The organism is Nocardia sp. NPDC050793, assembly GCF_040654065.1.
Lineage (GTDB): Bacteria > Actinomycetota > Actinomycetes > Mycobacteriales > Mycobacteriaceae > Nocardia.
Genome location: NZ_JBFAHG010000001.1, coordinates 913,226 through 938,545 on the forward strand (window position 1 = coordinate 913,226; position 25,320 = coordinate 938,545).

24 protein-coding genes are annotated in these 25,320 nt (G+C 68.6%); 11 read left to right on the forward strand and 13 right to left on the reverse strand.

Annotation, left to right across the window (positions count from 1 at the left end; all coding sequences use genetic code 11):
* Positions 1-10: 10 nt before the first annotated feature.
* From AB0H50_RS04145 to AB0H50_RS04155, 3 genes are all read right to left on the reverse strand, one after another.
* A complete protein-coding gene (locus AB0H50_RS04145) occupies positions 11-1,066 on the reverse strand; it encodes a methionine synthase (protein WP_357447271.1) in 1,056 nt (351 codons plus the stop codon).
* Between the two features lie 204 nt (positions 1,067-1,270).
* Positions 1,271-2,389, reverse strand: a complete 1,119-nt coding sequence (gene mnmA, locus AB0H50_RS04150; protein WP_357446390.1) for a tRNA 2-thiouridine(34) synthase MnmA — start codon at positions 2,387-2,389, stop codon at positions 1,271-1,273.
* Complete coding sequence (locus AB0H50_RS04155; protein WP_357446392.1) at positions 2,389-3,618, reverse strand: cysteine desulfurase family protein; 1,230 nt, start codon at positions 3,616-3,618, stop codon at positions 2,389-2,391. The genes mnmA and AB0H50_RS04155 overlap by 1 nt, the downstream gene beginning before the upstream one ends.
* A 225-nt stretch (positions 3,619-3,843) precedes the next feature.
* Here AB0H50_RS04155 and AB0H50_RS04160 point away from each other — a divergent pair, with 225 nt between their 5' ends.
* From AB0H50_RS04160 to AB0H50_RS04170, 3 genes are all read left to right on the forward strand, one after another.
* Positions 3,844-4,353, forward strand: a complete 510-nt coding sequence (locus AB0H50_RS04160; RefSeq protein ID WP_357446395.1) for a hypothetical protein — start codon at positions 3,844-3,846, stop codon at positions 4,351-4,353.
* A 100-nt stretch (positions 4,354-4,453) separates the two neighbouring features.
* Entirely contained in the window at positions 4,454-5,338 is an 885-nt protein-coding gene (locus tag AB0H50_RS04165; protein ID WP_357446398.1) for an alpha/beta fold hydrolase, read from the forward strand.
* Between the two features lie 149 nt (positions 5,339-5,487).
* A complete protein-coding gene (locus AB0H50_RS04170; protein ID WP_357446401.1) occupies positions 5,488-6,813 on the forward strand; it encodes a family 1 glycosylhydrolase in 1,326 nt (441 codons plus the stop codon).
* A gap of 151 nt (positions 6,814-6,964) precedes the next feature.
* On the opposite strand, the gene AB0H50_RS04175 is transcribed toward AB0H50_RS04170, so the two are convergent.
* A complete protein-coding gene (locus tag AB0H50_RS04175; protein ID WP_357446404.1) occupies positions 6,965-7,843 on the reverse strand; it encodes an NAD(P)-binding domain-containing protein in 879 nt (292 codons plus the stop codon).
* 85 nt (positions 7,844-7,928) lie between these two features.
* Here AB0H50_RS04175 and AB0H50_RS04180 point away from each other — a divergent pair, with 85 nt between their 5' ends.
* The gene (locus AB0H50_RS04180) at positions 7,929-8,246 is read left to right on the forward strand and encodes a helix-turn-helix transcriptional regulator (RefSeq protein WP_357446407.1); all 318 of its coding nucleotides are present in this window, start codon (positions 7,929-7,931) and stop codon (positions 8,244-8,246) included.
* Positions 8,247-8,375: 129 nt separating this feature from the next.
* Here the strand turns inward: AB0H50_RS04180 and AB0H50_RS04185 are convergent, their stop codons facing one another.
* The gene (locus AB0H50_RS04185) at positions 8,376-9,206 is read right to left on the reverse strand and encodes a helix-turn-helix transcriptional regulator (RefSeq protein WP_357446409.1); all 831 of its coding nucleotides are present in this window, start codon (positions 9,204-9,206) and stop codon (positions 8,376-8,378) included.
* An 87-nt stretch (positions 9,207-9,293) separates the two neighbouring features.
* Between AB0H50_RS04185 and AB0H50_RS04190 the strand changes: the two genes are divergently transcribed.
* Positions 9,294-10,079, forward strand: coding sequence for an NADPH-dependent F420 reductase (locus AB0H50_RS04190; RefSeq protein WP_357447274.1), 786 nt, complete (start codon positions 9,294-9,296; stop codon positions 10,077-10,079).
* 82 nt (positions 10,080-10,161) lie between these two features.
* On the opposite strand, the gene AB0H50_RS04195 is transcribed toward AB0H50_RS04190, so the two are convergent.
* From AB0H50_RS04195 to AB0H50_RS04205, 3 genes are all read right to left on the reverse strand, one after another.
* Positions 10,162-11,283, reverse strand: coding sequence for a lysophospholipid acyltransferase family protein (locus tag AB0H50_RS04195; protein ID WP_357446412.1), 1,122 nt, complete (start codon positions 11,281-11,283; stop codon positions 10,162-10,164).
* Positions 11,280-12,107 carry a GNAT family N-acyltransferase gene (locus tag AB0H50_RS04200; protein WP_357446415.1) on the reverse strand — a complete coding sequence of 276 codons (828 nt, stop codon included), beginning with the start codon at positions 12,105-12,107 and terminating at the stop codon, positions 11,280-11,282. The genes AB0H50_RS04195 and AB0H50_RS04200 overlap by 4 nt, the downstream gene beginning before the upstream one ends.
* A gap of 229 nt (positions 12,108-12,336) precedes the next feature.
* Entirely contained in the window at positions 12,337-13,608 is a 1,272-nt protein-coding gene (locus tag AB0H50_RS04205; protein WP_357446417.1) for an NAD(P)/FAD-dependent oxidoreductase, read from the reverse strand.
* Positions 13,609-13,721: 113 nt separating this feature from the next.
* On the opposite strand from AB0H50_RS04205, the gene AB0H50_RS04210 reads away from it, so the two are divergent.
* A complete protein-coding gene (locus tag AB0H50_RS04210) occupies positions 13,722-14,579 on the forward strand; it encodes a LysR family transcriptional regulator (RefSeq protein ID WP_357446420.1) in 858 nt (285 codons plus the stop codon).
* Between the two features lie 17 nt (positions 14,580-14,596).
* Here the strand turns inward: AB0H50_RS04210 and AB0H50_RS04215 are convergent, their stop codons facing one another.
* The 4 genes from AB0H50_RS04215 to AB0H50_RS04230 form a co-directional block, all read right to left on the reverse strand.
* Positions 14,597-15,754 carry a hypothetical protein gene (locus AB0H50_RS04215; RefSeq protein ID WP_357446423.1) on the reverse strand — a complete coding sequence of 386 codons (1,158 nt, stop codon included), beginning with the start codon at positions 15,752-15,754 and terminating at the stop codon, positions 14,597-14,599.
* Positions 15,748-16,317: a DUF4365 domain-containing protein gene (locus AB0H50_RS04220; protein WP_357446426.1), complete on the reverse strand. Its 570-nt coding sequence runs from the start codon at positions 16,315-16,317 to the stop codon at positions 15,748-15,750. Before AB0H50_RS04220 ends, AB0H50_RS04215 begins: the two co-directional genes overlap by 7 nt.
* A 256-nt stretch (positions 16,318-16,573) precedes the next feature.
* Positions 16,574-17,530, reverse strand: coding sequence for an electron transfer flavoprotein subunit alpha/FixB family protein (locus tag AB0H50_RS04225; RefSeq protein WP_357446430.1), 957 nt, complete (start codon positions 17,528-17,530; stop codon positions 16,574-16,576).
* A gap of 38 nt (positions 17,531-17,568) precedes the next feature.
* Positions 17,569-18,354, reverse strand: coding sequence for an electron transfer flavoprotein subunit beta/FixA family protein (locus AB0H50_RS04230; RefSeq protein WP_067781613.1), 786 nt, complete (start codon positions 18,352-18,354; stop codon positions 17,569-17,571).
* 238 nt (positions 18,355-18,592) lie between these two features.
* On the opposite strand from AB0H50_RS04230, the gene AB0H50_RS04235 reads away from it, so the two are divergent.
* The 3 genes from AB0H50_RS04235 to AB0H50_RS04245 are packed head-to-tail and all read left to right on the forward strand — an operon-like array spanning position 18,593 to position 22,214.
* Entirely contained in the window at positions 18,593-19,357 is a 765-nt protein-coding gene (locus AB0H50_RS04235) for a class I SAM-dependent methyltransferase (protein ID WP_357446433.1), read from the forward strand.
* Positions 19,354-20,940 (forward strand): glycoside hydrolase family 57 protein, encoded by a 1,587-nt coding sequence (locus tag AB0H50_RS04240; protein WP_068057608.1) that lies wholly within the window; start codon positions 19,354-19,356, stop codon positions 20,938-20,940. Before AB0H50_RS04235 ends, AB0H50_RS04240 begins: the two co-directional genes overlap by 4 nt.
* Before the next feature lie 11 nt (positions 20,941-20,951).
* The gene (locus tag AB0H50_RS04245; RefSeq protein ID WP_357446436.1) at positions 20,952-22,214 is read left to right on the forward strand and encodes a glycosyltransferase family 4 protein; all 1,263 of its coding nucleotides are present in this window, start codon (positions 20,952-20,954) and stop codon (positions 22,212-22,214) included.
* Between the two features lie 57 nt (positions 22,215-22,271).
* Here AB0H50_RS04245 and AB0H50_RS04250 read toward each other — a convergent pair whose 3' ends face one another.
* Positions 22,272-23,603 (reverse strand): PQQ-binding-like beta-propeller repeat protein, encoded by a 1,332-nt coding sequence (locus tag AB0H50_RS04250; protein ID WP_357446439.1) that lies wholly within the window; start codon positions 23,601-23,603, stop codon positions 22,272-22,274.
* 359 nt (positions 23,604-23,962) lie between these two features.
* Between AB0H50_RS04250 and AB0H50_RS04255 the strand changes: the two genes are divergently transcribed.
* A complete protein-coding gene (locus AB0H50_RS04255; RefSeq protein WP_357446442.1) occupies positions 23,963-24,712 on the forward strand; it encodes an acyltransferase in 750 nt (249 codons plus the stop codon).
* 53 nt (positions 24,713-24,765) lie between these two features.
* Positions 24,766-25,305, forward strand: a complete 540-nt coding sequence (locus AB0H50_RS04260; protein ID WP_357446445.1) for a DUF1697 domain-containing protein — start codon at positions 24,766-24,768, stop codon at positions 25,303-25,305.
* The last annotated feature ends 15 nt before the right edge of the window (positions 25,306-25,320 follow it).

Below are 25,320 nucleotides of genomic sequence, written 5' to 3' on the forward strand. Positions count from 1 at the left end.
TCTGGACCGGTCAGGAGAACGTCAGCGACTCCGGGTCATCGGCGTAGGCGCGGGCGACCTCGTTCGCCAGGCTCAGCGCGCGCCGGGCCCAGGGCAGCGGCGCGCCGGCCAGCCCGCACGCCGGTGCGACGAGCACGCGGTCGGCGAGCGCGGTGCGCGGGAAGCCGAGGCGATCGATCAGCCGTACGCCAGGTTCCGCGATCTCACGCCAGGTCACCGGCGCGGGCGGCGCACTCTTGGCCGCCGACGCGGTGGTCATGGTCGCCGGGTCGATGGTCGGCACCAGCCCGAGCACCAGCCGCTTCCCGGCATCGAGCGTCTCGCCGATGCTGTCCAGATCGCGGGTACGGATCGTCGCGACGTCGAAGCCGATCGCGGCGGCCGCGCTGCGGCGCAGAAAGGCCAGCGCGGGCGGCTCGGCGCAGCTGTGCACCAGCACCGGCACGGCTTGCGCGTCGATGACGGCGTCGAGCACCGCGAGCGCCTCCGGGTCCGGCATCGCGCGCACGGTGTCCAGCACGCTCACCCCGCGCAGCGAACCGTTCAGCACGTCGGTCAGCGACGGCTCGTCGAGTTGCAGCACGACCCGCGCGCCGAGCCTTTTGCCCACCTCGGCCACGTGCTTGGCGAGACCCTCCGCCAGAGATTCCGAAAGATCGCGCAGCGCACCGGAATCGGTGAGCGCGCGGTGCCCGCCGTGCAGCTCGACCTCGGCGGCCAGCGTGAGCGGACCGGCGGCCTGGACCTTGACGACGCGTCCGGTACCCGCCGAACCCGATGTCTCCCATGCCTCTTCGAGCGCGTCCAGGTCGGCGCGCAGCAGATCGCGGGCGCGGCGGGAGACCGCGCCGGGACGCGCGGCCAGCCGGTAGCCGCGGGTGCTCGTGTCGAAGCGCATGTCCACGAGCAGGGCCGAGACGCGGCCGATCATGTCGGCGCCGAGGCCGCGGCCGGGTAGCTCGGGCAAGTGGGTCAGCTCGGCCAGCTCGCCGAGCACGGTATTCGCGGCTTCGCGCGGATCGGCGCCAGGCCACGAACCGACGGCCGTCGCGATACCGCCGGTCAACGGATCGGCCGCACCGCGTTCGGCGGAAGCCGCAGCGTCAGTACCGGTTTCGCTCACCACGTCCTACCCTGCTCATGTCGATGTGTGCCGTACACCGCCGCGGTATTCCGACGATGCGGCCGAGAGCCGTGTCGTCTCCGCCGGGGCATCGTGACAGTACCGCGCACGGATCCCGCGGCCATCCAGCGTGTGCCCGCGGACGCCCTACCGCGCCTCTACCCGCGCCGCGTCGTCGGCCGAGTGCGGCTCGCGCGAAGTGTCGCTGATGGTGCCGCTGCCGATGACCTCGTCGCCGAGCGCGTCCAGCCGGTACAGCACGACGGCCTGCCCTCGGGCCACGCCGGTCAGCGGTTCCCGCAGCCGCACCTCGAGGCCGTCGTCCACCGCCTCGGCGATCGCGGGAGCGGTGCCGCCGTGCGCGCGCACCTGCGCGACGCACTCGATCGGGCCTTCCGGCGTCGAACCCGAGGTCCAGATCGCGCGCTCGGCGCGCACCGTCCATACCCGCAGGTCGTCGGCCGAGCCGACGCGCACCGTGCCGGACGCGGGGTCGATGTCGGTGACGTAGCGTGGCTTGCCGTCGGCCGCGGGGCCCGCAAGACCGAGGCCCTTGCGCTGGCCGATGGTGAAGCCGTGCACGCCCTCGTGCTCGGCGAGCACCTTGCCCTCGGCGTCCACCACGGCGCCGGGGCGGACGCCGATCTTGGCGCCGAGGAAGGCACGGGTGTCACCGGAGGGGATGAAGCAGATGTCGTGGCTGTCCGGCTTGTTCGCCACCGCGAGGCCACGCTCGGCGGCCTCGGCCCTGATCTGCGGCTTCGGGGTGTCGCCCACCGGGAACATGGCGCGGGAGAGCTGCTCGGCGGTGAGCACGGCCAGCACGTAGGACTGGTCCTTGTCGGCGTCCACCGCGCGGCGCAGCACGCCGTCCTCGAGCCGGGCGTAGTGACCGGTGACGACGGCGTCGAAGCCGAGCGCCACCGCGCGGTCGGCCAGCGCCGAGAACTTGATCTTCTCGTTGCAGCGCAGGCACGGGTTGGGCGTCTCGCCCGCCGCGTAGGCCGCAACGAAGTCGTCGATCACGTCTTCCTTGAAGCGGTCCGCGAAATCCCAGACGTAGAAAGGGATTCCGAGCACGTCGGCGGCGCGGCGGGCGTCGCCCGCGTCCTCCTTCGAGCAGCAGCCGCGCGAACCGGTGCGCAGCGTGCCCGGCGTGGCCGAGAGCGCGAGATGCACGCCGACCACCTCGTGCCCGGCGTCGACGGCGCGCGCCGCCGCGACAGCCGAGTCGACACCACCGCTCATCGCCGCGAGTACCCGCATCACACACCACCTTTCGCACTGGCAAGGCCAGCGGCCCTGGCCCGCTCCACCACTTGGGGCAAGACATCGAGGAGGGCGTCGACGTCGGCGCGGGTCGACGTGTGCCCCAACGAGAATCGCAGCGAGCCGCGCGCGACCCATGGTTCGACGCCCATGGCGATCAGCACGTGGCTCGGCGTGGCAACGCCCGCGTTGCAGGCGGAGCCGGTCGAGCATTCGATCCCGGCGGCGTCCAGCAGCATGAGCAGCGAATCGCCCTCGCAGCCGGGGAACGTGAAGTGCGCGTTGCCGGGCAGGCGCTGCGCGCCCACCGGGCCGTTCAGCACGGCCTCCGGCACCGCTTCGGTCACGCCCACGATGAGCGCGTCCCGTAGCGCGGCCAATTCGGCGGTGCGCGTGGACAGTTCGGCGACGGTGACGTCCAGCGCGGTGGCCAAGCCGACCGCGGCCGCGGTGTCCGAGGTGCCGGAGCGCAGGTCGCGCTCGTGCCCGCCGCCGTGCAGCAGCGGCACGCACTCCACCTGCCTGCCGAGCAGCAGCACGCCGACGCCGTGCGGTCCGCCCACCTTGTGCCCGGCGAAACTGGCCGCGGACAGGCCGCTCGCGGCGAAGTCGATCGGCAGCTGGGCCGCCGCCTGGATCGCGTCGCTGTGCATGGGCACACCGAATTCCTGTGCCACCGCGGCAAGTTCGGCGATCGGCTGGATGGCGCCGACCTCGTTGTTGGCCCACATGACGGTCACCAGGGCGACCTCGTCGGGATGTTCGGCCAGCACCGCCCGCAGCATGCGCGGCGACACGACGCCGTCGGCGTCCACCGGAAGCCAGGTGGCCTGCGCGCCCTCGTGCTGCTCCAGCCACTCCACCGCGTCGATGACCGCGTGATGCTCGATCGAGCTGGCGATGATCCTGGTGCGGCGCGGGTCGGCGTCCCTGCGCGCCCAGTAGATGCCCTTGACCGCCAGGTTGTCGCTCTCGGTGCCGCCGGAGGTGAAGATCACCTCGGAGGGCCTGGCGCCCAGATTCGCGGCGATCGACTCCCGCGCCTCCTCGAGCAACCGGCGCGCCGCACGACCCGATCCGTGCACCGACGAGGCGTTGCCCGGCCGCGCCATGGCAGCCGTCATCGCCTCGATCGCGGCGGGCAGCATCGGTGTGGTCGCCGCATGATCGAGGTAGACCGTCTGGGGCGCAGCACCGGTGACCGGACCCGAAAAAGCCGACTTCATGACCAGTAAAGGATAGCCGCAGCGGGTGCGCGGTTATTCCCGGCCGAGTGCGGGCCGACGGCACCTGCCGTGAACTGCGAGCTTGCCGCCCACCGTCCGCACGAGCGCACGCGCGGAGGCGCGGACCCATGGATGTGAAAGGTAGGTGCGCTGTAGGCGCCGTCGGCCGGCAGCGAGCCGTACAGCGCAGCGGAGTGTCGGTGCCCGGTCCTACAGTGCCTGGACATGACAGCTCGCGACGGCGGAGCGCCGTTCGGCAACCACTCCCAGGACGGATATATCGTGAGCCCGGGCCCTGGCTCCTCCCCGTCGTTCCAGCAGTACGTGGCGGCGGCCCGGACCGGCGCACTCGAGGCCCTGCTCTCGCTCGACTCGGCGAACGACGACGCAGACGATCTGGACGAACTGGCCTACAAACTGCTGAATGTCGCGGCAGACTTCGGCCACTCCGAGGCCGAAGACCTCATCGACGACCTCCTCTGCGGCTCCTCTCTCGTCTACGACGACGACCGGTTCGTGCAGGGCAACGCCCACTTCGAACTCGGCCTGGCCTACCTCATGGGAGCCGACGGCCTCCCAGCTGACCTCGACAAGGGCCGAGCCCACCTCGAGAAGTCACACGCATGCCAGTGGCCATGGCACGTGCAGCAAGGAGAGATGCTGCTGGACGAGGCCCGTGCCATCCTGTCCGCTCCCCAGCTCAGAGTGTTCGACGAGGTGTATCGCCCCAGGTGAATGGCTACGTTCAAGCATTTGCTGTCAATTTGCTCTGCATCGCGTTCGTTGTCGTCCAGACTTGGTTGACCATGAAGTTCCGGCGATCGGAGGTAGTAGCGTGAACGAAGCCAGCACTCCCGTCCGCCCGACCTGGGTACCGGAGAACCTGTACCCGTATGCCAGTCATTTCGCCGAGATCGACGGCTCGCGCGTGCACTACCTCGACGAAGGCAGCGGGCCGCCGCTGGTTCTGCTGCACGGCAATCCGACCTGGTCGTTCCTCTACCGCGACATCATCGCCGGTCTGCGTGACCGGTTCCGCTGCATCGCGGTGGACTATCCCGGCTTCGGGCTGTCCCGGGCGGCGCCCGGCTACGGCTTCACACCCGCCGAGCATGCCAGGGTCGTGGCGGAACTGGTGTCCCGGCTCGACCTGCGCGAGGCGACGCTGATGGTGCAGGACTGGGGTGGACCGATCGGCTTCGCCGCGGCAGGCAGGCACCCGGATCGCTTCGTGGCCTTCGTCATCGGAAATACCTGGGCCTGGCCGAAATCCGACCCGAGCACGCAGGCCTTCTCGCGGTTTCTGGGCGGCCCGGTCGGCGGTTGGCTGATCCGGCAGCGCAACTTCTTCGTCGAACGGATCATCCCCGTAGGCGTGCGCCGCAAGAAACTGGACAAAGCGGTAATGGACGCCTATCGCGGCCCCTTCCCGACACCGGAATCGCGCGAGCCGGTCCATGTGTTCCCACGCGAAATCCTGGCGAGCCGACCGTTTCTCGCCGATGTCGAGCGCGGCCTCGACGTGGTGCGTGACCGGCCGGTACTGATCGTGTGGGGCACCAAGGATGTCGCCTTCCGCGCCCCCGAACGCCGTCGCTGGGAGGAACTGTTCGCCGACCATCGGACGGTTCTTCTCGACGGCGCCGGCCACTACATCCAGGAAGACGCCGCCGACGAAATCGTCGCCGCGATCCGGCAGTGGCGACCTGCCGACAACTGACTCGGGACCGGGTATCGAGCACCGGTCGATGTGGCTCGAAAGATTCAGCAATCCGACAGTTACGTTTGGCGATCATCGTGCGGACCCGGCGGCGATCGAACTCCGGGCGGTGCGCACGACCGAGTAGCGCCGGACGGGACAGGAGCTCGATGCGTACACGGAAGCGCTGGCACACCCTGGTCGCACTCACTACGATCGCGGCGGCACTGCTCGTTCCCGGGGTCGTGGTCCCCTCGGCGAACGCGACCATCGTGCCGTTCGGCAACGAGTTCCTCTGGGGTGTCGCGTCATCCGGGTTCCAGTCAGAGGGGTACGCGCCCGAGAGCAACTGGACCCGCTACATCGATTCGGGTGCGGCCGGGGACGAGTATCCGAATTCGGTCGACTTCGTCAACCACTATGCCTCCGATATCGATCTGGCCGCGCGGCTCGGGGTTCGGGTGTACCGGATCGGGATCGAATGGGCTCGATTGCAGCCGGAACCGGGGATCTGGGACGCGTCGGCATTCAGGTTCTACGACGATGTGATCGCCCGTGTCGTCGCGGCCGGGATGCGGCCGATGCTCACCCTTGACCACTGGGTGTACCCGGGCTGGGCGAGTGATCGCGGCGGCTGGCGCAATCCGGACATGGTCGAGGATTGGCTGGCCAATATGCGAAAGGTGGTGAACCGCTATGCCTCTCGCAACCCGCTGTGGGTCACTTTCAACGAGCCCGCCGCATATGTCGGAACCGAGCTGCGTATCGGCGCCATCACCGTCGACGAGGCTCCCGCGATGCTGGACCGAATGGCTCAGGCCCACAACACGATTTACGACACCATCCACCGCGCCGCGCCCAACGCGCAGGTCACCAGCAACGTCGGCTACGTAGCGGGCGCCGAGACCGAGGTCAACCAGCCGATGGTCGACCGGATCGCCGACAAGCTCGATTTCATCGGCGTCGACTACTATTTCGCGGTGCTGCCGGAATCCGGTCAGTCGGTACAGGGCGGTTCGAACCAGGGCCCCGCGATCTGGGAACTGCCGATTCGCACCGAGGGCATCTACTACGCGCTGCGGCACTATTCGCGCCTGTTCCCGGACCGCCCGCTGTACGTCGTCGAGAACGGCATGCCCACCGAGAACGGCCTCCCGCGGGCGGACGGTTACACCCGCTCCGAACACCTCCGCGACACCGTCTACTGGCTGCAGCGCGCCAAGGCCGATGGCATCGACGTGGTCGGCTACAACTACTGGAGCCTGACCGACAACTACGAATGGGGCAGTTACACACCCCGTTTCGGCCTCTACACCGTCGACGTCCGCACCGACCCCACCCTGGCCCGCAAACCGACGGACGCCGTCGAGACCTACCGCACGATCATCCGATCCGGCGGGGTCCCCGCGGGCTACCGACCGACTCGTCCGCCCGCCGAATGCGCACTGGTAGACCCGCCCGAAAGCTGCGATCAAACGGTCGGCCTCCCTGATTAGACCGCGAGCACTCCGGCTGCCCGGTGCTGTGTGCCGTCGGGTGCCGGAGCGCGCCATTCACCAGCGCGCCACGCGGCCCTACATCTGGCTCACAATCTCGTCTGGTTCGCGGGTGAGGTCGCAGTCGTAGACCGCGTCGTCACCGCATCGATCAGGCCGCGGGCCGGGCGGCGACGGTGTCGACCAAGCGCGCCAGACCGTCGGCCCCGAAACCGGAGTCGACGGCGCGCCGCACGATGTCCTGCGACGCCTGCAACATCGTGGCATCGAAGCCGAGGGTTCGAGCGCTCTCGGTGAGGTGCGCGAGGCCCGCCGACGCCGAGGCGATGGTCGATATGCCGCCGGGGTAGTCGTCCGCCTCGACCTGGCCGGCGAACCGATCGAGCATCTCCGGCAACAGCCCGGTGATGCTCGCGGCGAAGGGCGCGAGATCGGCCCCGGAGATTCCCTCCGCGCGCGCCATCGCGAGGCTGTGGACGACGCCGAGCACCGACAACCAGAACAGTGACAGCACCGCGGCGTCGTACCCGGCGGCGCGGCCGACGTCCTCGCCGACGTACAGCGCCCGGCCGCCCAACGTGGCGAGCTGCGCTCGATGCGCCTGGTACACCGGCTCGGCGCCGGAGTACAGAACCAACGCCGCCGGCCCGCCGATGGTCGGCGTCGGAGTGAGGATGGCGCCGCCGAGATAGTCGATCTCATGTCGCGCGGCCCATTCGCCTCGCGTCCGCGACTGGTGCGGCGCGGTGGACGTGAGGTTCACCAGCGTGCGACCGCGCAGCGCGTCCGCGGCGGGCTCGAGCACGGCGGCGACCGCCTCGTCGTCCACCAGGCAGACAACGACCAGATCGGCCGCGCGCACCGCGTCGGCCACCGTCTCCGCGCGAACGGCGCCCCGGCCTACGAGCGCATCGGCACGGGTCGGCGTGCGATTCCAGACCGTTGTCCGAACACCGCCGTCGATGAACGCACCGGCAAGAGCATGCCCCATCGGACCGAGACCGACGACGGCAACAGTGGGCACTGACACCGGGAAACCTCCCAAGACTGTTTGAAGTATGTCCAACAATTATTGTTGGATGACCGCAAAACAATCAAACCGAGGGAGATCGACCGTGCCGCGTGTGCCCTTTCAGCCTGCGACCGCCGACATCACCCTCGTCGGCGTGATGCACGCGCTCTCCGACCCGGCGCGACTAGAGATCGCCTCCCGGCTCGCTGGCAGCGACGGCGAGAACTGCTCGGGCATCGGCGAGGACATCGACCTGCACAAATCGACCCTGTCGCACCACTACCGCGTGCTGCGCGAGGCCGGGGTCACCGCGACCACGATCGAGGGACGCACGCGCGTCGTGCGACTGCGACGTGACGACCTGGAGGCCCGCTTTCCCGGGCTGCTCGACGCGGTGCTCAACGCGTATGGCGATCGCTGAGAATCGCCAGCGTCTCCCGATCGTGTCGGCGGCAGGGGGCGATGTCGTTGCGGGCCGCACGCTGGGCCACGCGATCGAGCTCAGGGAGCGCTGGCGCCGCGGTTCACCCGCGCGTCAGGAACTCGGGACTCACTGGCTCGCGAGTTGCCGCAGGGCGCGCTCGGACGCCGAGCCCGGTTCGGCGGCGAAGAGGTCCAGCCCGAAGCACGACGGCGCGTCGGGCAGCGCGACGAGCTCGCCGTGCAAGGTCAGTTCGCCGACGACCGGGTGATGCAGCAGGTATGTCCGGTTACGGACCTGTGCGACAGGATGTTCCGCCCAGAGGCGCGCGAAGTCCGCGCTCAGTTCCCGCAATTGGTCGATGTGCGCCGCGAGTGCCTGGTCCCCGCGAAACCGGCCGAGCAGCACGCGCAGATGCGCCACGTGCTCGCGCGCCACTCGCTCCCACGCGGCGCCGTGCAACTCGCGCAGGTAGGGGTTGTCGAACAGCAGATGCGAGAGCGTGCGGCGGTGGTCAGGCAGCACGTGGAAGTCGCCGAACACCGCGACCGCGAGCCGATTCCAGCCCATGATCTGGGTGTGCCGTCCGATCGCCAGCGCCGGGGTCATGACGAACGACTCGAGCAAATAGCGCAGTCCCGCAGGCAGATCCGTAGCGGCCGTGTCCGCCACGCAGGGCGTGGGGCGCCGGGCGATTCGGCGCAGATAGGCGAGTTCGTCCGCTTCCAGTCGCAGCGCCGCACCGATGGCTTCCAGGACCTCGTCGGAGACGCTGTCGCCGTTGCCCTGTTCCAGACGCGTGTAATGGGCGATGCTCACCCCCGCCAGCCGGGCCAGCTCCTCCCGCCGCAGGCCCGCGACCCTGCGCACGCCGCCGTAGTCGCGCAACCCGACGTCCTGCGGGCTCAACCGGGCACGGCGCGATTTGAGGAACTCGCTCAGCTCGGTCCGGTCGTCCACGGCACAACACTACGGGCCCGGCGGTGGGTGATCACGCCGTGAGTACGCAGGGCACGGGGCTGGTCGCGCGGTCGACGCCGTTCGACGCTGTCGTGCGAACAACCCACTCACGAACGGAGACGCACCGTGCATCGAACGCTCGGACTCATCGGCAGCGGAATGATCGGATCCGCCGTCGCCCGCTTGGCCGTCGCGGCGGGCCTCGACGTGGTCCTCAGCAACTCGCGAGGCCCGGAGACGCTCGCCGATCTTGTCGCCGAACTCGGCGGAACCGCACGCGCCGCCACACCGGAGGAAGCGGCCCGCGCCGGAGATCTGATCGTGGCGGCGGTTCCGCTGGCGGCCTACCGTCAACTGCCCCTCGAAGCCCTGGCCGGTAAGACAGTGCTGGACACGGCGAACTACTACCCCGAACGCGACGGCCACCTTCCCGAACTCGACGCGGGAGAACTGACCTCCACCGCGCTGGTCCAGCGCCACCTCGCGGAGTCCCGAGTGGTCAAGGCCTTCAACACGATTACTCCGCACCAGCTGTTCTCGCTCGCCCGGCCCGCGGACGCGCCGGACCGCAGCGCCCTACCCATCGCCGGTGACGACGCGGAAGCCAAGGCAGCGGCGACCGGTCTGTTGGATGCCCTCGGTTACGACGCCGTCGATATCGGCACCCTCGCCGACAGCTGGCGCAGCGAACCGAACACACCGGCCTACATCGCGCCGTATCTCGGTGAAGTACCCGCGATGAACGTCGAGGACTTCCTCCGCTGGACGCTGCGCACACCCGGCATCGCCGTCCCCGCGGCACGGATCGGTGAGCTCGTGCAGACCGCGGTTCGCCAGCGAGCGGGCGACGCAAGACTTCCGAGCGAGGATTGAATTCGCCCGCGCACCAAGCGTTTGCGACTCGACTGTGAGTCCGTACTGGCTATCGACACCGGCGTGCTGCGCCGCACCGGTTTCAGGCGGGCGTGCCGTCGGTGGCCTCTCGCGGGTGCGCCGTGCGGCCGCGGAAGAGCGCGACGGCTCTACTCCGCAGTCCGGGTCGGCCGAGGCCGTGATGTGCGCCCGCTGCGCCGGGTCGCGCCGGTTCCTGTGACACCGGGGCCGGGTCCTGCACTCGGGTCGCGGTGGCCTCGATCCATTCGGTGTCGGTCGCCGAGTGACGCGGGAGTTCCGCGCCGCGGACAGCCATTTCGCAGCGGCGGGCCAGATCCTTGCGGTCGAGACCAGGGTATTCCGGCGTCTCCAGGACGATCTCGGCGATCATGCCGCGCGTACGCAGCACGCGCAGGGCCGAGTTGCCGAAGGAGTCCTCACCGACGAAGCTCGGCACGGTGCAGCGGTCGCCGTGCCCGTCCAGGTAGCGCAGCCGCACGGGCTGCACGAAGGTGCCGGTGTCGATCGCGGCCTGGAACAGGGCAGGCCGCATGGTGCCGTAGGCGCGTCCGCACCAAGTGGTGCCCTCCGGGAACATCGCGACACGCTCGCCCGCGGCGAGGCGAGCACCCAACTGGGCGACGATGTCGGGCAATTGGCGCAGCCGCTCGCGTTCGATCGGGATGACGCGCATCAGTTGGGCGAGGCTACCGAGCACCGGCCAGTCGATCAGGTCCGCCCGCGCGACGAACCCGAGCGGCTGCACCGCGGCCAGCGCGACCACGTCGGTCCAGCCGATGTGCCCGGTCACCACGAGCACGCCGGTGCCGGGATCGGCGTAGCGGACATCCGCGCTGGCGGCCGCGGCGGCGGCGCGTTCGGCCCCGACCCGCGAGGCGATGGCGCGTTCGGCGGGCACCGGGTCGGTGGGAATCCGGTTGTCCACCACGCGAAGTCGCATGCCGAGACAGCGCAGCAGCACGCGCGCGTAACCGCGCTGTACGTCCGCCCGCCGTCCCGCGGGAGTCGCGACGTGGCACACCGGATAGGTCAGCAGCAGCCCGGCGATGCCGAGCGCGCGGGCGACCACCCGCGCCGTGCCGACCTCACCGATCGGCTCGACGCAGCCGGGCCCGCAGGGGCTCGACGGCATCCACGCGTGCACGGCCTGTGCGGGCGGCGCCTCGAAGACCACGGTCCTCACCGCCCCCCGTCGAGGGAAGCGGCCGCGCCCTGTAGTCGCTCCAGGTACCGCGTGTTGATGGTGTCCAGGCCGAGCAGCGCGACGAAGTCGGCGACCGCGAAGTCGGGATCGTGTGCCGGTTCGCCGCAGATCTCCGCGCCGAGGCGCAGGTAGCCGCGCAGCAGCGGGGGCAGCTTGGGACGCGAGGGCGGGGTCAGCTCGTCGAGCGTCTTGCCGTCGACGACCACCGGACGGTGCGGGTGCACCCGCCGCTCCGGGTCGGAGGCGTGCCTTCCGAGCAGCATGTCCCGCACACCGCGCACGTTCACGCCTGCCGGATCCTCCGGGGTGTCCTGCATCGGCACCGACACGCACCCCATCACCCACTCGTATCCGGTGAGCTGGATGTAGTGCAGGATGCCCGCCCACATCAGGGTGAGCACCGAACCGTTGCGGTGATCGGGAACCACGCAGGCCCTGCCCATTTCGACGATCCGCTGACCTTCGGGATCCAGCTGGGCGAGGTCGAATTCGGTGGCCGTGTAGTACCCGCCCGCCGCGGCGACCTTGTCCGGCGGCAGCATCCGGTAGCAGCCGACGAACTGCTCGGTGACATCGTCGCGAACCAGCAGGTGGTCGCAGTGCTCGTCGAAGCGATCGGCGTCGCGTCCGGTGCCGTTGTCGGGGATGTGGAACCCGGGCTCGTTGGCGAACACGCCGTAGCGCAACCGCTGCGCCGCCTCCCGATGGTCGGCGTCGGACGAAACGACCAGCGAATAGCGCGACCGTTCCACCCCCGAGTCCGTCGGTCGAGCCGGGGCTGTCAGCACGGACGAAATAGTCATATCCGTGATGAAGCCAGTCCGACACTGCGCCGGGGCAACCTCGAAGTTGCGTGCCGATGCAGGCTAGGTGAACGAGACGCCGATCACACCCAAGGTTCACCGACCCGACGCGCAGCGTTAGCATCGACGCGTCGTGGAGTCGCCTTTTCCCTGCTTGGGCAAGTTTTCAGCGTCCGAAGACGGCGATCGCACCGATGCGAGGGCATCGGTGCGATTCGTTCGGGCGCGCTCAGGCGGCGACGCGTTCCGGTGCGCGCGCTTGCGTCGGCGTCGGTTCCACCTCGTCGAAGCCGGGACGTCCAGTTCCGATGAAGGCGATCAGCCACGAAGCCACCGCCGCGAAGCGGTTGCGGAAGCCGACCAGGTACAGCAGGTGCACCGCGAGCCACATGAACCAGGCGATCACGCCGCGGAAGGTGATGCGGTCATTGAGCTTCACCACCGCGCTGAACCGGCTGATCACCGCCATGCTGCCCTTGTCCCAGTACTTGAACGGGGTGCCGGGCAGCTTCTTGCGGCGGATGATGTCGGCGGCGTGCCTGCCCTCCTGCATGGCCACCGGCGACTGACCGGGGTAGCCGTTGAGCGAGGTCATGTCACCGATGGCGTAGATGTCGGCGTAGCCGGCGACCGTGAGGTCCGGGTTGATCAGCAGCCGTCCGGCGCGGTCGGTCTCGACGCCGGTGGCCTCGGCCAGGATCTCGGCGAAGCCGCCCGCCTGCACCCCCGCCGACCAGACCACGGTCTCGGCCGCGATCTTGCGCTCCACGCCCGCCTTGTCCTTCACCGTCACCTTGCCCGGCTCGATGTCGGTGACGAAGGTGTCGACGAGCACCTCGACGCCGCTGCCGGTGAGCGACTTCTTCGCGTACGCCGAGAGCCCACCGCCGAAGGGCGGCAACACCTCTCCGGCGCCCTCCACCAGGGAGACCGAAACCTCCTGGTGGTAATGCCTTTTCGCGAGTTCCTTCAGCTGGCCCGCGACCTCGACGCCGGTCGCGCCTGCGCCGACCACCACGAAGCTGAGCAGCCTGCGCTTGGTCTCGGCGTCCGCGGTCGCGGCCTCGGCGAAGACCCGTTCGATCTGCGCGCGAAGCAGTTTCGCGTCGTCGATGGTCTTGAGCGCGAAGGTCTTCTCGGCGAAATCGTCACGGCCGAAATAGGACTGCGAGGCGCCGGTGGCCGCGATCAGCGATCCGTACCGAATCTGGTGGCGCACACCGTCGGTCACATACGTCAGGATTGCCTGGTCGGTATCGATGGCGACGACCTCGCCGAGACGCACGTCGGCTTCCTTGTGCCTGCGCAGCACCGACTTGATGGGCGGGGCGATTTCGTGCGACGCCAGCACACCCGTCGCGACCTGGTAGAGCAACGGCTGGAACAGATGCTCCGGCGTGCTGGAGATGAGTACGTAGTTGATTCCCGACTTTGCCAGTTGCTTGGCGGCGGCCAGCCCCCCGAATCCCGATCCGACGACGACCACTTCTGCGTGTTCCATGACAGCCTCCTTCTCTCATTACCAACCGTCATCGGGAACGCAGATATTTCAGGCGTTCAGGCGCATAATGAAGATGACTCTTATCTGGATCGTTCATGAATGGGAGATTTGCCGTGGAGCTCCGCCAGCTGGCATACTTCGTCGCGGTCTGCGAAGAACTCAGCTTCAGCAGGGCCGCCGCGCGATGCTTCATCTCGCAATCGGCGATCAGTCACCAGATCGCCCGGCTCGAACGCGACTTGGGTGTACCGCTGTTCGAGCGCTCTACCAGGGCTGTCGTCCCTACCGACGCGACCACACGGCTACTTCCGTTGGCGAAACAAATGCTGAGCCTGGAATCCGCTATCCGCGCCGCGGTTCGGGCTTCGGGCCCGCGGATCCGGTTGGCCGCCAACATGTCCTTCGCGAGCCGCTCCCTGTCCGCCATCGCGGCCGCGCGGGCCGCGCACCCGGACGCGGAGATCGAATTCGTGATCAAGCCGTTCCGCCAACGCATCACGGCCGTCGCGGACGGCGACTGTGATCTCGCCCTCATCCGCGGCCGAGTCGACCAGCCCGGCCTGATGGTGGAACAACTCTGGGTCGAGGACCTCGTGATCGCCACCACCAGCGGCCATCCGCTGGCCACCCGGGACACCGTCACCCTCAACGACCTGAGCGCCTACCCACTGCTGCTGCCTCCTGAACAGGAACAAGTGCTGCTGCACAACATCATTCGCAGCGCCTTCGCGGAGCTGCCCGTCGGCCCCACCTTCGGCCCGCCGATCCCGCCCGACCACACCGCCACGATGGAGCTGATCAACCGCCCCGAGGCGTGGACCGTCCTCTACGCCCAGAGCCCCACCGAAGGACTCGTCGTCCTGCAACTCGCCGAACACCGCCTGCGCATCCCGGTCTCAGCCGTCCTACGCGACGACGCCCGCCGCTCCCCCATCCTCACCACCCTGCTCGCCACCCTGCAACGCAGTTGACCGCAAGCCTTCAGGTGTCAGGTCGAACGATCCGAGAGCCTGCGGTCCACAGTGACTTCGCCGGTCAGGCGCCAGGCTCCACGTTCGAACGACAAGTTCCCGGAAACGACGATTGGCCTCTTGGACTGATGTGCGGCGATCGCCCATTCGTAGTCGGTCCCCGCCAGCGGTACATGAACCTTCCGCGAGCGACCGTCCACGTGCGTGGACAAGACGATGCTGGTGGCCTCCTCATCTCCGTCACCGAGGTCATCACGGTTGAGCGTCCGGACGATTCCGAGCAATGTTTCATGCCGCGGCGGCTCCTCGTTGCGAACCAGGCGCTCCCGTACCCGCGACAACCCCGCCATGGCATCGCGATCGATGACGATGCGTGAGCTTTCGAGCACCGGCGAAGGCTCGGCCGCCGCCCAATCGAACGACAGGTCCAATGCGCGTAAGTCGTGCGGCTGAGTCAGCTCCAAGACCGACTCCACCAAGTTGGCGCTCAATCCCAGCTCGCCGGTGCGCTCCAAAGCGCGATCGTCCCAGTGCAACGCCAGCTTTCGCGTCGAATTCAAACCCACGGCGAGCGTCGCCATCGCCGCGCGCGCGAACGGCACCTGCGGCATGTCGACTGCATGCTCGGGCATCACATCGCCGAGACGAGAGACGACGGTGAACACGAAACTGCCGCGTTTGGTATGTCCGAGACGGATATTCTCCTCGAGAAATTCCGTCACGGTGGCGGATCTACGGCCCCGGTGCGAGTGCGTCGGATCGTCCGCGGTCGTCGCGGCGGCCTTCATCATCCGGAACAGGGCTTCCAGAGTCGTTTCCGCCTGCCGGAACGGGATGGTGCCGTCGATCATCTCCTGGTCGAGTCGCACGAAGAACAGGTCGGCACGAGTGGCGATGATGCGTTCGACCAGTTGCGCCGGATCCCAGTCGTAAATGGTCGCGAGCGCCTGAATTGTTTCCTGAAAGCGCCGAGAAAAGTCCACGTAATCGGTGGCCAGCGGCAACATTATTCGTCCCAGCGGACCGTTCTCGCCTGGAAGTCGCCAGATCTCCTTGACATCGTCGTCGCGGACCTCGAGTTCCCAGTCGTGCGTGGCAAGGTATTGAGATACAGCCGGTGGCGAGACGGCAAGCGCCACGTCGCGAAGGTCGCCGACAGGGATACCCTTCACCACTGGCCTCCTTCGCCGATTCTCTGCATGATGTGCTGGAGCCCGACTACATCGAACAGGTTACTTCTGGGTAGGTGGACTGTAGCGCTGGACTTGCCGTCGCCTATCTCCCCCAGCTTCGTCGCGTACTCCCAGTACATGCGACTCGAGCTGGTCAAACCTTCCTCCGAAAGATCGATCAGCTGGCCAGGATCCTCCGGTATGAGCAGGACGCCGAGCAGGGCCGGAACGAACCGCTTCGGGCTCACCAGTTTCAGGAACCGATCTCTTTTCAACGGCCATGCCAGATGATCCGACTTGAGCTGACTGTGTTGCGTCGTGCACTTGAGCTGCAACTCGAACTCAGGACAATAGAATCGTTCATACTCCCGCGAGGCCACTATCGTGATATCGACTCCGTCGTAGTCGGTTTCATGGCTCTTGATGGAACAGCCCGCGGCGGCGACGACCATGCGCACGAATGCGAGACTGAACTGCTCCTGTCGAGCGGAGATCGGAAGTCCACCGTCGTCGGGCATTTCAGTCGTCCACCCTGTCGGCAGACCACCATCTTCGTCGATATCCATGCACCCCCCGCACCCGTCGAACCGGACCGGCACACGGTAGCGCATCTCGGAGCACCCGCACCACCTGCAGAGAAGTTGAGGCACCAACAAAAAAGACCCCGCCAAACCTGCTGCTACGCAACGCAACAACAGATTTGGCGAGGTCCGGGTAACTCACCGGGTACGGACTGAGCCCGCCACCGTGCCAACGGAACACGGCAGCGCAACCCAGCCCGCACCCAAAGCAGCCGCCTTGGGCACGGAGAGGCGGAACAGCCTAGCCCTTGTGGGTTTTGACCGCTTCGGTGAGCTGCGGGGTGACGTTGAACAGGTCGCCCACGATGCCGTAGTCCGCGATCTCGAAGATCGGGGCCTCTTCGTCCTTGTTGACCGCGACGATGGTCTTCGAGGTCTGCATGCCTGCGCGGTGCTGGATGGCGCCGGAGATGCCGAGGGCGATGTACAGCTGCGGGGAGACCGTCTTACCGGTCTGACCGACCTGGAACTGGCCCGGGTAGTAGCCCGAGTCGACGGCGGCGCGCGAGGCGCCGACGGCCGCGCCGAGCGAGTCGGCCAGCGCCTCGACGACCGCGAAGTTGTCGGCCGAGCCGACGCCGCGGCCACCGGAGACGACGATGTTGGCCTCGGTGAGCTCGGGACGGTCACCGGCGACGACCGGCTCGCGCGAGGTCACCTTGACGACGCCCTCTTCCTGCGCGGGGACCTCGACGGTCACCTTCTCGCCCGCACCCGCCTGCGCGACGGCCTCGACCGCACCCGGGCGGACCGAGATGACCGGCAGGTCGCCGGTCGCCTTGGCGTCGACGGTGAAGGCGCCACCGAAGATGGAGTGGACGACGGAGCCGTCGGCGTTCACGCCGATGACGTCCACCAGCAGGCCGGAGCCGATGCGGGCGGCGAGGCGACCCGACACCTCCTTGCCCTCGGCGGAGGCGGACACGATCACGGCGGCCGGGGAGACCGACTCGACCAGACCGGCCAGCACGTCGACCTTCGGGGTCACCAGGTAGTTCTCCACATCGTCGGACTCGGCGATGTAGATCTTCTCCGCGCCCGCCGCGGCCAGCGCGTCGGCCAGCTTCTCGCCGGTGCCCGCGGCGCCGAGCACGACGGCGGCCGGGGTGCCCAGGGTGCGGGCGGCGGTGAGCAGTTCGGTGCTGACCTTCTTGATCGCACCGTCGGCGTGCTCGACGAGCACAAGTACTTCAGCCATTTGTGTTCTCTCCTAGGAAGTCTCGTCAGCCGGGCGGATCAGATGATCTTCTGACCGATGAGGTACTGGGCGATCTTGGTGCCGCCGTCGCCCTCGTCCGCGATCTTCTCGCCCGCGGTGCGCGGAGGCTTCGGGGTGGACGCGGTGACGGTGGTGCCCGCGTTCGCCACACCCACGGTCGACGGGTCGACACCCAGATCGGCCAGCGTGAAGACCTGAACTTCCTTCTTCTTGGCCGCCATGATGCCCTTGAAGGACGGGAAGCGCGGCTCGTTGATCTTCTCGGTGACCGAGACGATGGCCGGGAGGGTGGCCTCCAGCTTGAAGACGCCTTCGTCGGTCTCGCGCTCGCCGGTGATCTTGTCACCGTCGACGGTCAGCTTGCGCAGGTGGGTCAGCTGGGGCAGGCCCAGGTACTCCGCGATGATCGCGGGCACGGCGCCCGCGCGGCCGTCGGTCGCCTCGTTACCGGCGATGACCAGCTCGACACCCTCGACCTGGCCGAGCGCGCTGGCCAGCACCCACGCGGTCTGCACGGCGTCGGAGCCGTGGATCGCCGGGTCGTTGATGTGGATGGCCTTGTCGGCGCCCATGGACAGCGCCTTGCGGATGGCCTCGGTGGCGCGGTCCGGACCGGCGGCCAGCACGGTGACCTCGCCGCCCTGGGCCTCCTTGATCAGCAGCGCCTCTTCGACGGCGCGCTCGTTGATCTCGTCGAGGACCGCGTCGGCGGCCTCACGGTCCAGGGTGTAGTCACCATCGGACAGCTTGCGCTCGGACCAGGTGTCGGGAACCTGCTTGATGAGTACGACGATGTTCGGCATCGGTCTTCGTCGACCTCCTGTTCTGGGGGCGTGTATCTGGCGGTCGCACGAGCTGGGCCGTACGTCCTGTTGAGGTAGCTCAGGGCGTGACACTACCCTACGCTAAGTTACTCGTGGGTAACTTAGTGGCTTCTCTCTCAGTACACCGGTCCGGGCGATATCGTGCGCGACCCTTACCAGTAACGTCGGTGTGATGAGCGAGGCTGTGATCCCTGCCGCAGTGGGCGACCCGAGGGTCATGACTACGGAAAACGCCGGTGCCGTCGAACCTTTGCCGCTGACCGGCGAGCGCACCGTACCCGGCATCGCCGAGGAGAACTACTGGTTCCGCAGGCACGAGATCGTCTACGCCCGGCTGCTCGACCGGTGCGCCGGAAAGACCGTGCTCGAGGCGGGTTCCGGCGAAGGCTACGGCGCCGACATGATCGCCGGTGCGGCCACCAAGGTGATCGGCCTCGACTACGACGCGAGCGCGGTCGCGCACGTGCGGGCGCGCTACCCGCGCGTCGAGATGATCCAGGGCAACCTCGCCGCCCTGCCGCTCGACGACGCCTCGGTCGACGTGGTGGTGAATTTCCAGGTCATCGAGCACCTTTGGGATCAGGGCCAGTTCCTGCGGGAATGCCTGCGCGTCCTGCGGCCGGGCGGCGAGCTGCTGATCAGCACGCCCAACCGGATCACCTTCTCGCCCGGCCGCGACACCCCGCTCAATCCGTTCCACACCCGCGAGCTGAACGCGGACGAACTCACCGAACTGCTGGTCGACGCCGGTTTCGAGGTCGCGCTGATGACCGGCGTGCACCACGGCGCGACGCTGAAAGCGCTGGACGCCAAGCACGGTGGCTCGTTCATCGATGCGCAGATCGAGCGCGCGCTCGCGGGCGAGCCGTGGCCCGCCGAGCTGACCGCCGACGTGGCCGCGGTGTCCATCGACGACTTCGACCTCATCACCGAGGACATCGACGCCAGCCTCGACCTCGTGGCCATCGCGGTGAAACGTTGACCGACAACGCGGTACCCGGCCAGTTCACCCTGGTCCTGCACTCCCATCTGCCCTGGCTGGCCCACCACGGCCGCTGGCCGGTCGGCGAGGAATGGCTCTACCAGTCCTGGGCCGCTTCCTACCTGCCCGTCGTCGAGGTACTGAGAACCCTTGCGGCGGAAGGGCGTTCGCATCTGCTCAGCCTCGGCATCACGCCGGTGCTCGCGGCCCAGCTGGACGACCCGCACTGTTCGGCGGGCATGCACCACTGGCTGGGCAACTGGCAGCTGCGCGCCGACGAGGCCGCCATGGCGGGCAACGTCGCGCTCGGCAGGCACGAACACCGGCTCGCCGCCGCGGCACTGACCGAGTTCGAGCAGCGCTGGCGGCACGGCGCCGCGCCGGTCTGGCGCGAGCTCGTCGACGCGCAGACGATCGAGCTGCTCGGCGGTCCGCTCGCGCACCCGTTCCAACCGCTGCTCGACCCGCGACTGCGCGACTTCCAGCTGCGCGAGGGACTGGCCGACGCCCGCAGGCGCTGGGGTCACACCCCGACCGGCATCTGGGCGCCGGAGTGCGGATACACCCCGGGCATGGAACTCGGCTACGCGGCCGCCGGTGTGACGCATTTCATGGTCGACGGTCCCGCCCTGCGCGGCGACAGCAGCCTCGGACGTCCGGTGCGCGACTCCGATGTGGTGGCGTTCGGACGCGATCTCGCGGTGAGCTACCGGGTCTGGTCGCCCAAGTCCGGCTATCCCGGCCAGGCGGCGTACCGTGACTTTCATCACTACGACCACGCGACAGGTCTCAAACCGTCCCGCGTCACCGGCAAGACGGTCGCCGGGCCCGACAAGGCGCCCTACGACCCGGAGCTGGCGGCCGCGGCGGTGGTGCGCGACGTCGACGACTTCGTGCGGACGGTGCGCGAGCGGCTGGTCGCCGAATCCGAACGCATCGGCCGCCCTGCTCTCGTGGTGGCCGCCTTCGACACCGAACTGTTCGGGCACTGGTGGCACGAGGGCCCGCAGTGGCTGGCCCAGGTGCTGCGCGCGCTGCCGGAGGCGGGCGTCACCGTCGGCACCCTGGCCGACGCGCGGGAACGCGGATACGTCGGTGCGCCCGTGCAGCTGACCGATTCGTCCTGGGGCTCCGGCAAGGACTGGCGGGTGTGGGCCGGTGACCAGGTGCGCGATCTCGTCGAACTCAACGACGAGGTGGTGCGGCTGGCGCTGGACACCCTGGACAAGATGCGCGCCGGAAACTCGTTCGCGCTGCGCGATCCCGTCGCGGATCAGTTGCTGCGCGAAGCGATCCTGACGGTGTCCAGCGACTGGGCGTTCATGGTCAGCAAGGACTCCGCGGCCGGCTACGCGCGGGAGCGGGCGCACCAGCACGCGCATGCCGTCAGGGAAATCGCGGCGGCGGTCGGCGCGGGTCAAGTCGCCAAAGCGCGGCAGTTGGCGGCAGGATGGTACGCGGCCGACGGATTCTTTCCCGGATTGGATGCGCGACGGCTCCCCAGTACCGACCCCACCGGGAACCTGGGCCCGGCCCCCGAAGGCCAAGCCGCAGAAGGCCCTGACCGACAAGGCCCTGCCTGAGAAGGACTTGCATGAAAATCTTGATGGTGTCGTGGGAGTACCCACCGGTTGTGGTCGGTGGGCTGGGTCGCCACGTACATCACCTGGCCACCGAGCTCGCCGCGGCGGGCCACGAGGTGGTCGTTCTGTCCCGCCGCCCCTCCGGCACCGACTCGTCGACGCATCCCACGCACTCCTTCATCGAGGACGGCGTGCTGGTGGTCGCGGTCGCCGAGGATCCGCCGTGCTTCGACTTCGGCGAGGACATGCTGGCGTGGACCCTGGCCATGGGGCACGCCATGGTGCGCGCGGGCGTCGCGCTCGGCAAGCCCGGCATCGGTGACGGCTGGACGCCCGACGTCGTGCACGCGCACGACTGGCTGGTGGCCCACCCCGGCGTCGCCCTGGCGGAGTACTTCGACGTGCCGCTCGTCTCGACCATCCACGCCACCGAGGCGGGCCGCCACAGCGGCTGGGTCGCGGGCAAAGTCAACAAGCAGGTGCACTCCGTCGAGTGGTGGCTCGCCAACGAGTCCGACGCGCTGATCACCTGCTCGACCTCGATGCAGGACGAAGTGCAGCGCCTCTACGGTCCCGAGCGCATCCCGATGACGGTCATCCGCAACGGCATCGACGTGGGAGCGTGGACCTTCCGGCCGCGCTCCCCCCGCTCCGGCCCGCCCCGGCTGCTCTACGTCGGCAGGCTCGAGTACGAGAAGGGCGTGCAGGACGCCATCGCCGCGCTGCCCCGCATCCGCCGCGCCCACCCGGGCACCACGCTGACCGTCGCGGGCGTCGGCACCCAGTTCGAATGGCTGCGGGAACGGGCCAGGGTGCACCGCGTCGCGCGCGCAGTCACCTTCGCGGGCCAGCTCGGTCATCAGGAACTGCTCGGCTGGCTGCACGGAGCCGACGCCATCGTGCTGCCGAGCCGCTACGAGCCGTTCGGTATCGTGGCGTTGGAGGCGGCCGCCGCGGGCACCCCGCTGATCACCTCGACGGCGGGCGGACTCGGCGAAGCGGTCATCGACGGCGTCACGGGCGCGTCCTTCGAACCCGCCGACGTGGACGGCCTGGTCGAGGCGGTGCGCGCCACGCTGGACGACCCCGTCGCCACGCAGGACCGCGCGTACGCCGCGCGGGAACGACTGACCGCCGACTTCGCCTGGGACGTCGTCGCCGCCGAGACCGCGCAGGTGTACTCGGCGGCCAAACGCCGCGTGCGCAATCCGCTCGGCAGGCCGGTCATCGTGGAACGCCCACTGCCGGAACGGGATCCGAACAACCCGCTCTGACCGGCGCAGTCCGTCCGAAGACCGCGCGTGGCCGGAACGAAGGCGGCGGTACGCGCCTTACTCCGGCTGGAAGACGAAGACCTCGCCGATACGCGTGGCAACCACCACCTCGCCCTCGGGCCCGACCGAGGTGCCGGTGGTGGTGCCCTTCGCGCCGGGCAGGACGTCGGAATCGATGGTGGCGCCGGTGCCGGTGTCGAAGGTGATCAGGTTCAGGCCGTCGCCGATCGCGGCGGCGGTGTAGCCGGTGTCGCCCGCGGTCTGCACCGGCGCGCCGCGCAGCGCGAGATCCTTGCGCTCCCAGGCGATCTCGGCGCCTTCACCGGTGTCGCGCAGGGCGAGCAGGTAACCCTCGTCGCCCGCCGGGATGATCAGGCCGTCGCCGGAGACCGAGATCCCGCCGCTGGGAACGAATCCCAGCGGTCGCACCCACTTGGTGCGACCGTCGGCGGCGTCGACGGCGATCAGCCGCTTGCTGTTGTCGCCGACGTAGACGGTGCCGCCGTCGGCGGACAGGGCGGGACCGGTTGCGCTGCCCCCGGTCAGTATCTCCGCGCGCCACTCCTGCTGAATCTTGTTGTCGGCGTAGCGCAAGGCGATCAGCGCGGCGCTGGGCGCACCGGGCTGCCACACGGTGACGTAGAACCGGCCGGTGGATCCGTCGATCGCCGAGATGTTCGCGATCGGGCACTGCGGGCCGCCGGTGCCACAGTCGTCGAGTCCATGGCCCGAGGCAGGGCGGGTCAGGTCGGGGTTCTCGATGAAGTCGGGCTCGCCGAGCAATTGAACGGTCGGCACCGTCCGCTGGCCCGTCTGCCGGTCCAGCACGTCCACCTGACCGGACTGGGTGATGGTGAGCAGCCTGCTGTCACCGGTGAACTGCACCGAAACCGGAACCCCGGCAACGGGTGTGCGCCAGCGCGGCTGACCGAGGTAGTTGATGGAGTTCACCGCGCCGTCGTCGCCGACGTATACGTTGCTGACGCCGTCGACGGCCGTCGGCGACGAGATCGCGTTGGGGCCGAGCACATCACAGAATCGCTTGCGACCGGTCGGCATCTGGAACGACAGGATGGCGCACCCGTTCGCGGTGCGGGTGGTCAGGAACAGCTGTCCCTCGGCGCCGATGGTGACCGGCCGCTCGATGGGCCCCGCCGCGGGTCTGGACCAGCTCAACGTCAGCGAGCGCGCGCCGCTCACGGGGCTGACGCCGCTGTTGCGACCGTCGTGATGCGCGGCGGGCCACCCCTTGCCGGGGCCGACGGCGATATCGTCGACGTCGGTGCCGCAGGCGGTCAGAGCCAGCGTGCTCAGAGCGGCCAGCGCGGCCACCGCACGCACCCGGGATCGCGGCTGTGTCGCGACAGCCCGCACGCTACCGGTTCGCACCTGCTGTTCTCCCCTCTGGTCGATGGCCGCTCGCAAGACTAGCCGGTGCTGGATCCGCCGCGCCTGCGGACGGTGTGTTCGCGGCCCCCTGGTATCTCGCGCTCGAGCGGCCGCGCCGGCGGCGGCTCGCATGCGCAGCGGCCGCTCGGGCGCCGGACGGACCGCGAACGGCGCTCGTAAGACTCGCGCGAGACGGTGGTCGGCTTGCGTGACGAGGTTGCCTCTCCGTGAACGCCGGGGAACGTCTCGTCCGGCGAACGTGAGGGTAGAGCCCAGGGTGATGCGGCACGAAAGTACGCTGTGTAGCCAATGACGGACCCTCGGGTCGCCGCCCGGGGAACACGACGGGAGAACGGTTCGTGACGAGCATGTGGGGCGCACCGTTGCGCTCACGGTGGCGGGGTTCGCGCCGCCGGGATCCGCAGCAGGCGCGATTTCTGACGATGGCGTCGCTGCGCTGGGTGCTCGCCAACCGCGCCTACACGCCCTGGTATCTGGTCCGCTACTACCGGTTGTTCAAGTTCAAGATGGCCAACCCGCACATCGTGCTGCGCGGCATGGTGTTCCTCGGCCGCCGGATCGAGATCCACGCGACCCCCGAGCTGAGCCGGATGGAGATCGGGCGCTGGGTGCACATCGGCGACGGCAACGCCATCCGCTGCCACGAAGGCTCGCTGCGGATCGGCGACAAGGTGGTGTTCGGCAAGGACAACGTCGTCAACACCTACCTCGACATCGAGATCGGCGAATCCACCCTGGTCGCCGACTGGTGCTACATCTGCGACTTCGACCACAAGATGGACGACATCACGATGCCCATCAAGGATCAGGGCATCGTGAAGAGCCCGGTCCGGATCGGCCCCGACACGTGGATCGCCGCCAAGGTGACCGTGCTGCGCGACACCCGCGTCGGCCGCGGCTGCGTGCTCGGCGCGCACGCGGTGGTCAAGGGCGAGATCCCGGACTACAGCATCGCCGTCGGCGCGCCCGCGAAGGTGGTCAAGAACCGCAAGGCGACCTGGGAGGCGGGCGCCGAGGAGCGGGCGAAGTACATCGCCGCGCTGGAGGACATCGAACGCAAGAAGAACGGCGTCACCCAGGAGGCGTAGTTCGCCGTGGCGTTCGACGGAAGCCGTCGGTGCGCTCGAGTACGGTCGTCGGCATGAACAGGTACGCGGCGCTCTTGCGCGGGATCATGCCGACCAACCCGAACATGCGCAACGAGAAGCTGCGCGCGGTGTTCGAAGGGCTCGGATTCGAGAAGGTCGCGACCATCCTGTCCAGCGGCAACGTGGTATTCCGCTGCGCCGACACCGATGCGGCCGCGCTGGAGGACCGGATCCAGCAGGCGCTGAACCGGGAACTCGGGATTCCCGGCGGCACCATCGTGCGCAGCTACGAGGAACTGCGCGAGCTGCTGGATCGCGATCCGTTCGAGGGTCTCACCCACGAGCGCGGCTCGTATCTCACGGTGACCTTCTTCAAGGATCAGAGCCCGAACGTCGAGCATCCGGACACCGGCGACGAGTTGACCCGGATCATCGGGTACGACGCCGATGCACGCGCCTTCCTCACCGTCATCGACAACAGCACGCCGAAGACGCCCGACTTCATGGCCTGGCTGGACAGGACCTACGGCAAGGACATCACCACTCGCACCTGGCTGACGGTGCAGCGGATCGTGAAGAAGCTGGAGTCCTAGGCCTGAACTGCGCGG

What these genes read in the sequence shown, in the direction of transcription:
- mnmA (WP_357446390.1), bottom strand. Translation starts at nt 2,389, where the DNA reads ATGCGGGTACTCGCGGCGATGAGCGGTGGTGTCGACTCGGCTGTCGCG.
- AB0H50_RS04155 (WP_357446392.1), bottom strand. Translation starts at nt 3,618, where the DNA reads ATGAAGTCGGCTTTTTCGGGTCCGGTCACCGGTGCTGCGCCCCAGACG.
- AB0H50_RS04160 (WP_357446395.1), top strand. Translation starts at nt 3,844, where the DNA reads ATGACAGCTCGCGACGGCGGAGCGCCGTTCGGCAACCACTCCCAGGAC.
- AB0H50_RS04170 (WP_357446401.1), top strand. Translation starts at nt 5,488, where the DNA reads ATGCGTACACGGAAGCGCTGGCACACCCTGGTCGCACTCACTACGATC.
- AB0H50_RS04200 (WP_357446415.1), bottom strand. Translation starts at nt 12,107, where the DNA reads ATGACTATTTCGTCCGTGCTGACAGCCCCGGCTCGACCGACGGACTCG.
- AB0H50_RS04205 (WP_357446417.1), bottom strand. Translation starts at nt 13,608, where the DNA reads ATGGAACACGCAGAAGTGGTCGTCGTCGGATCGGGATTCGGGGGGCTG.
- AB0H50_RS04220 (WP_357446426.1), bottom strand. Translation starts at nt 16,317, where the DNA reads ATGGATATCGACGAAGATGGTGGTCTGCCGACAGGGTGGACGACTGAA.
- AB0H50_RS04225 (WP_357446430.1), bottom strand. Translation starts at nt 17,530, where the DNA reads ATGGCTGAAGTACTTGTGCTCGTCGAGCACGCCGACGGTGCGATCAAG.
- AB0H50_RS04230 (WP_067781613.1), bottom strand. Translation starts at nt 18,354, where the DNA reads ATGCCGAACATCGTCGTACTCATCAAGCAGGTTCCCGACACCTGGTCC.
- AB0H50_RS04235 (WP_357446433.1), top strand. Translation starts at nt 18,593, where the DNA reads ATGACTACGGAAAACGCCGGTGCCGTCGAACCTTTGCCGCTGACCGGC.
- AB0H50_RS04245 (WP_357446436.1), top strand. Translation starts at nt 20,952, where the DNA reads ATGAAAATCTTGATGGTGTCGTGGGAGTACCCACCGGTTGTGGTCGGT.
- AB0H50_RS04260 (WP_357446445.1), top strand. Translation starts at nt 24,766, where the DNA reads ATGAACAGGTACGCGGCGCTCTTGCGCGGGATCATGCCGACCAACCCG.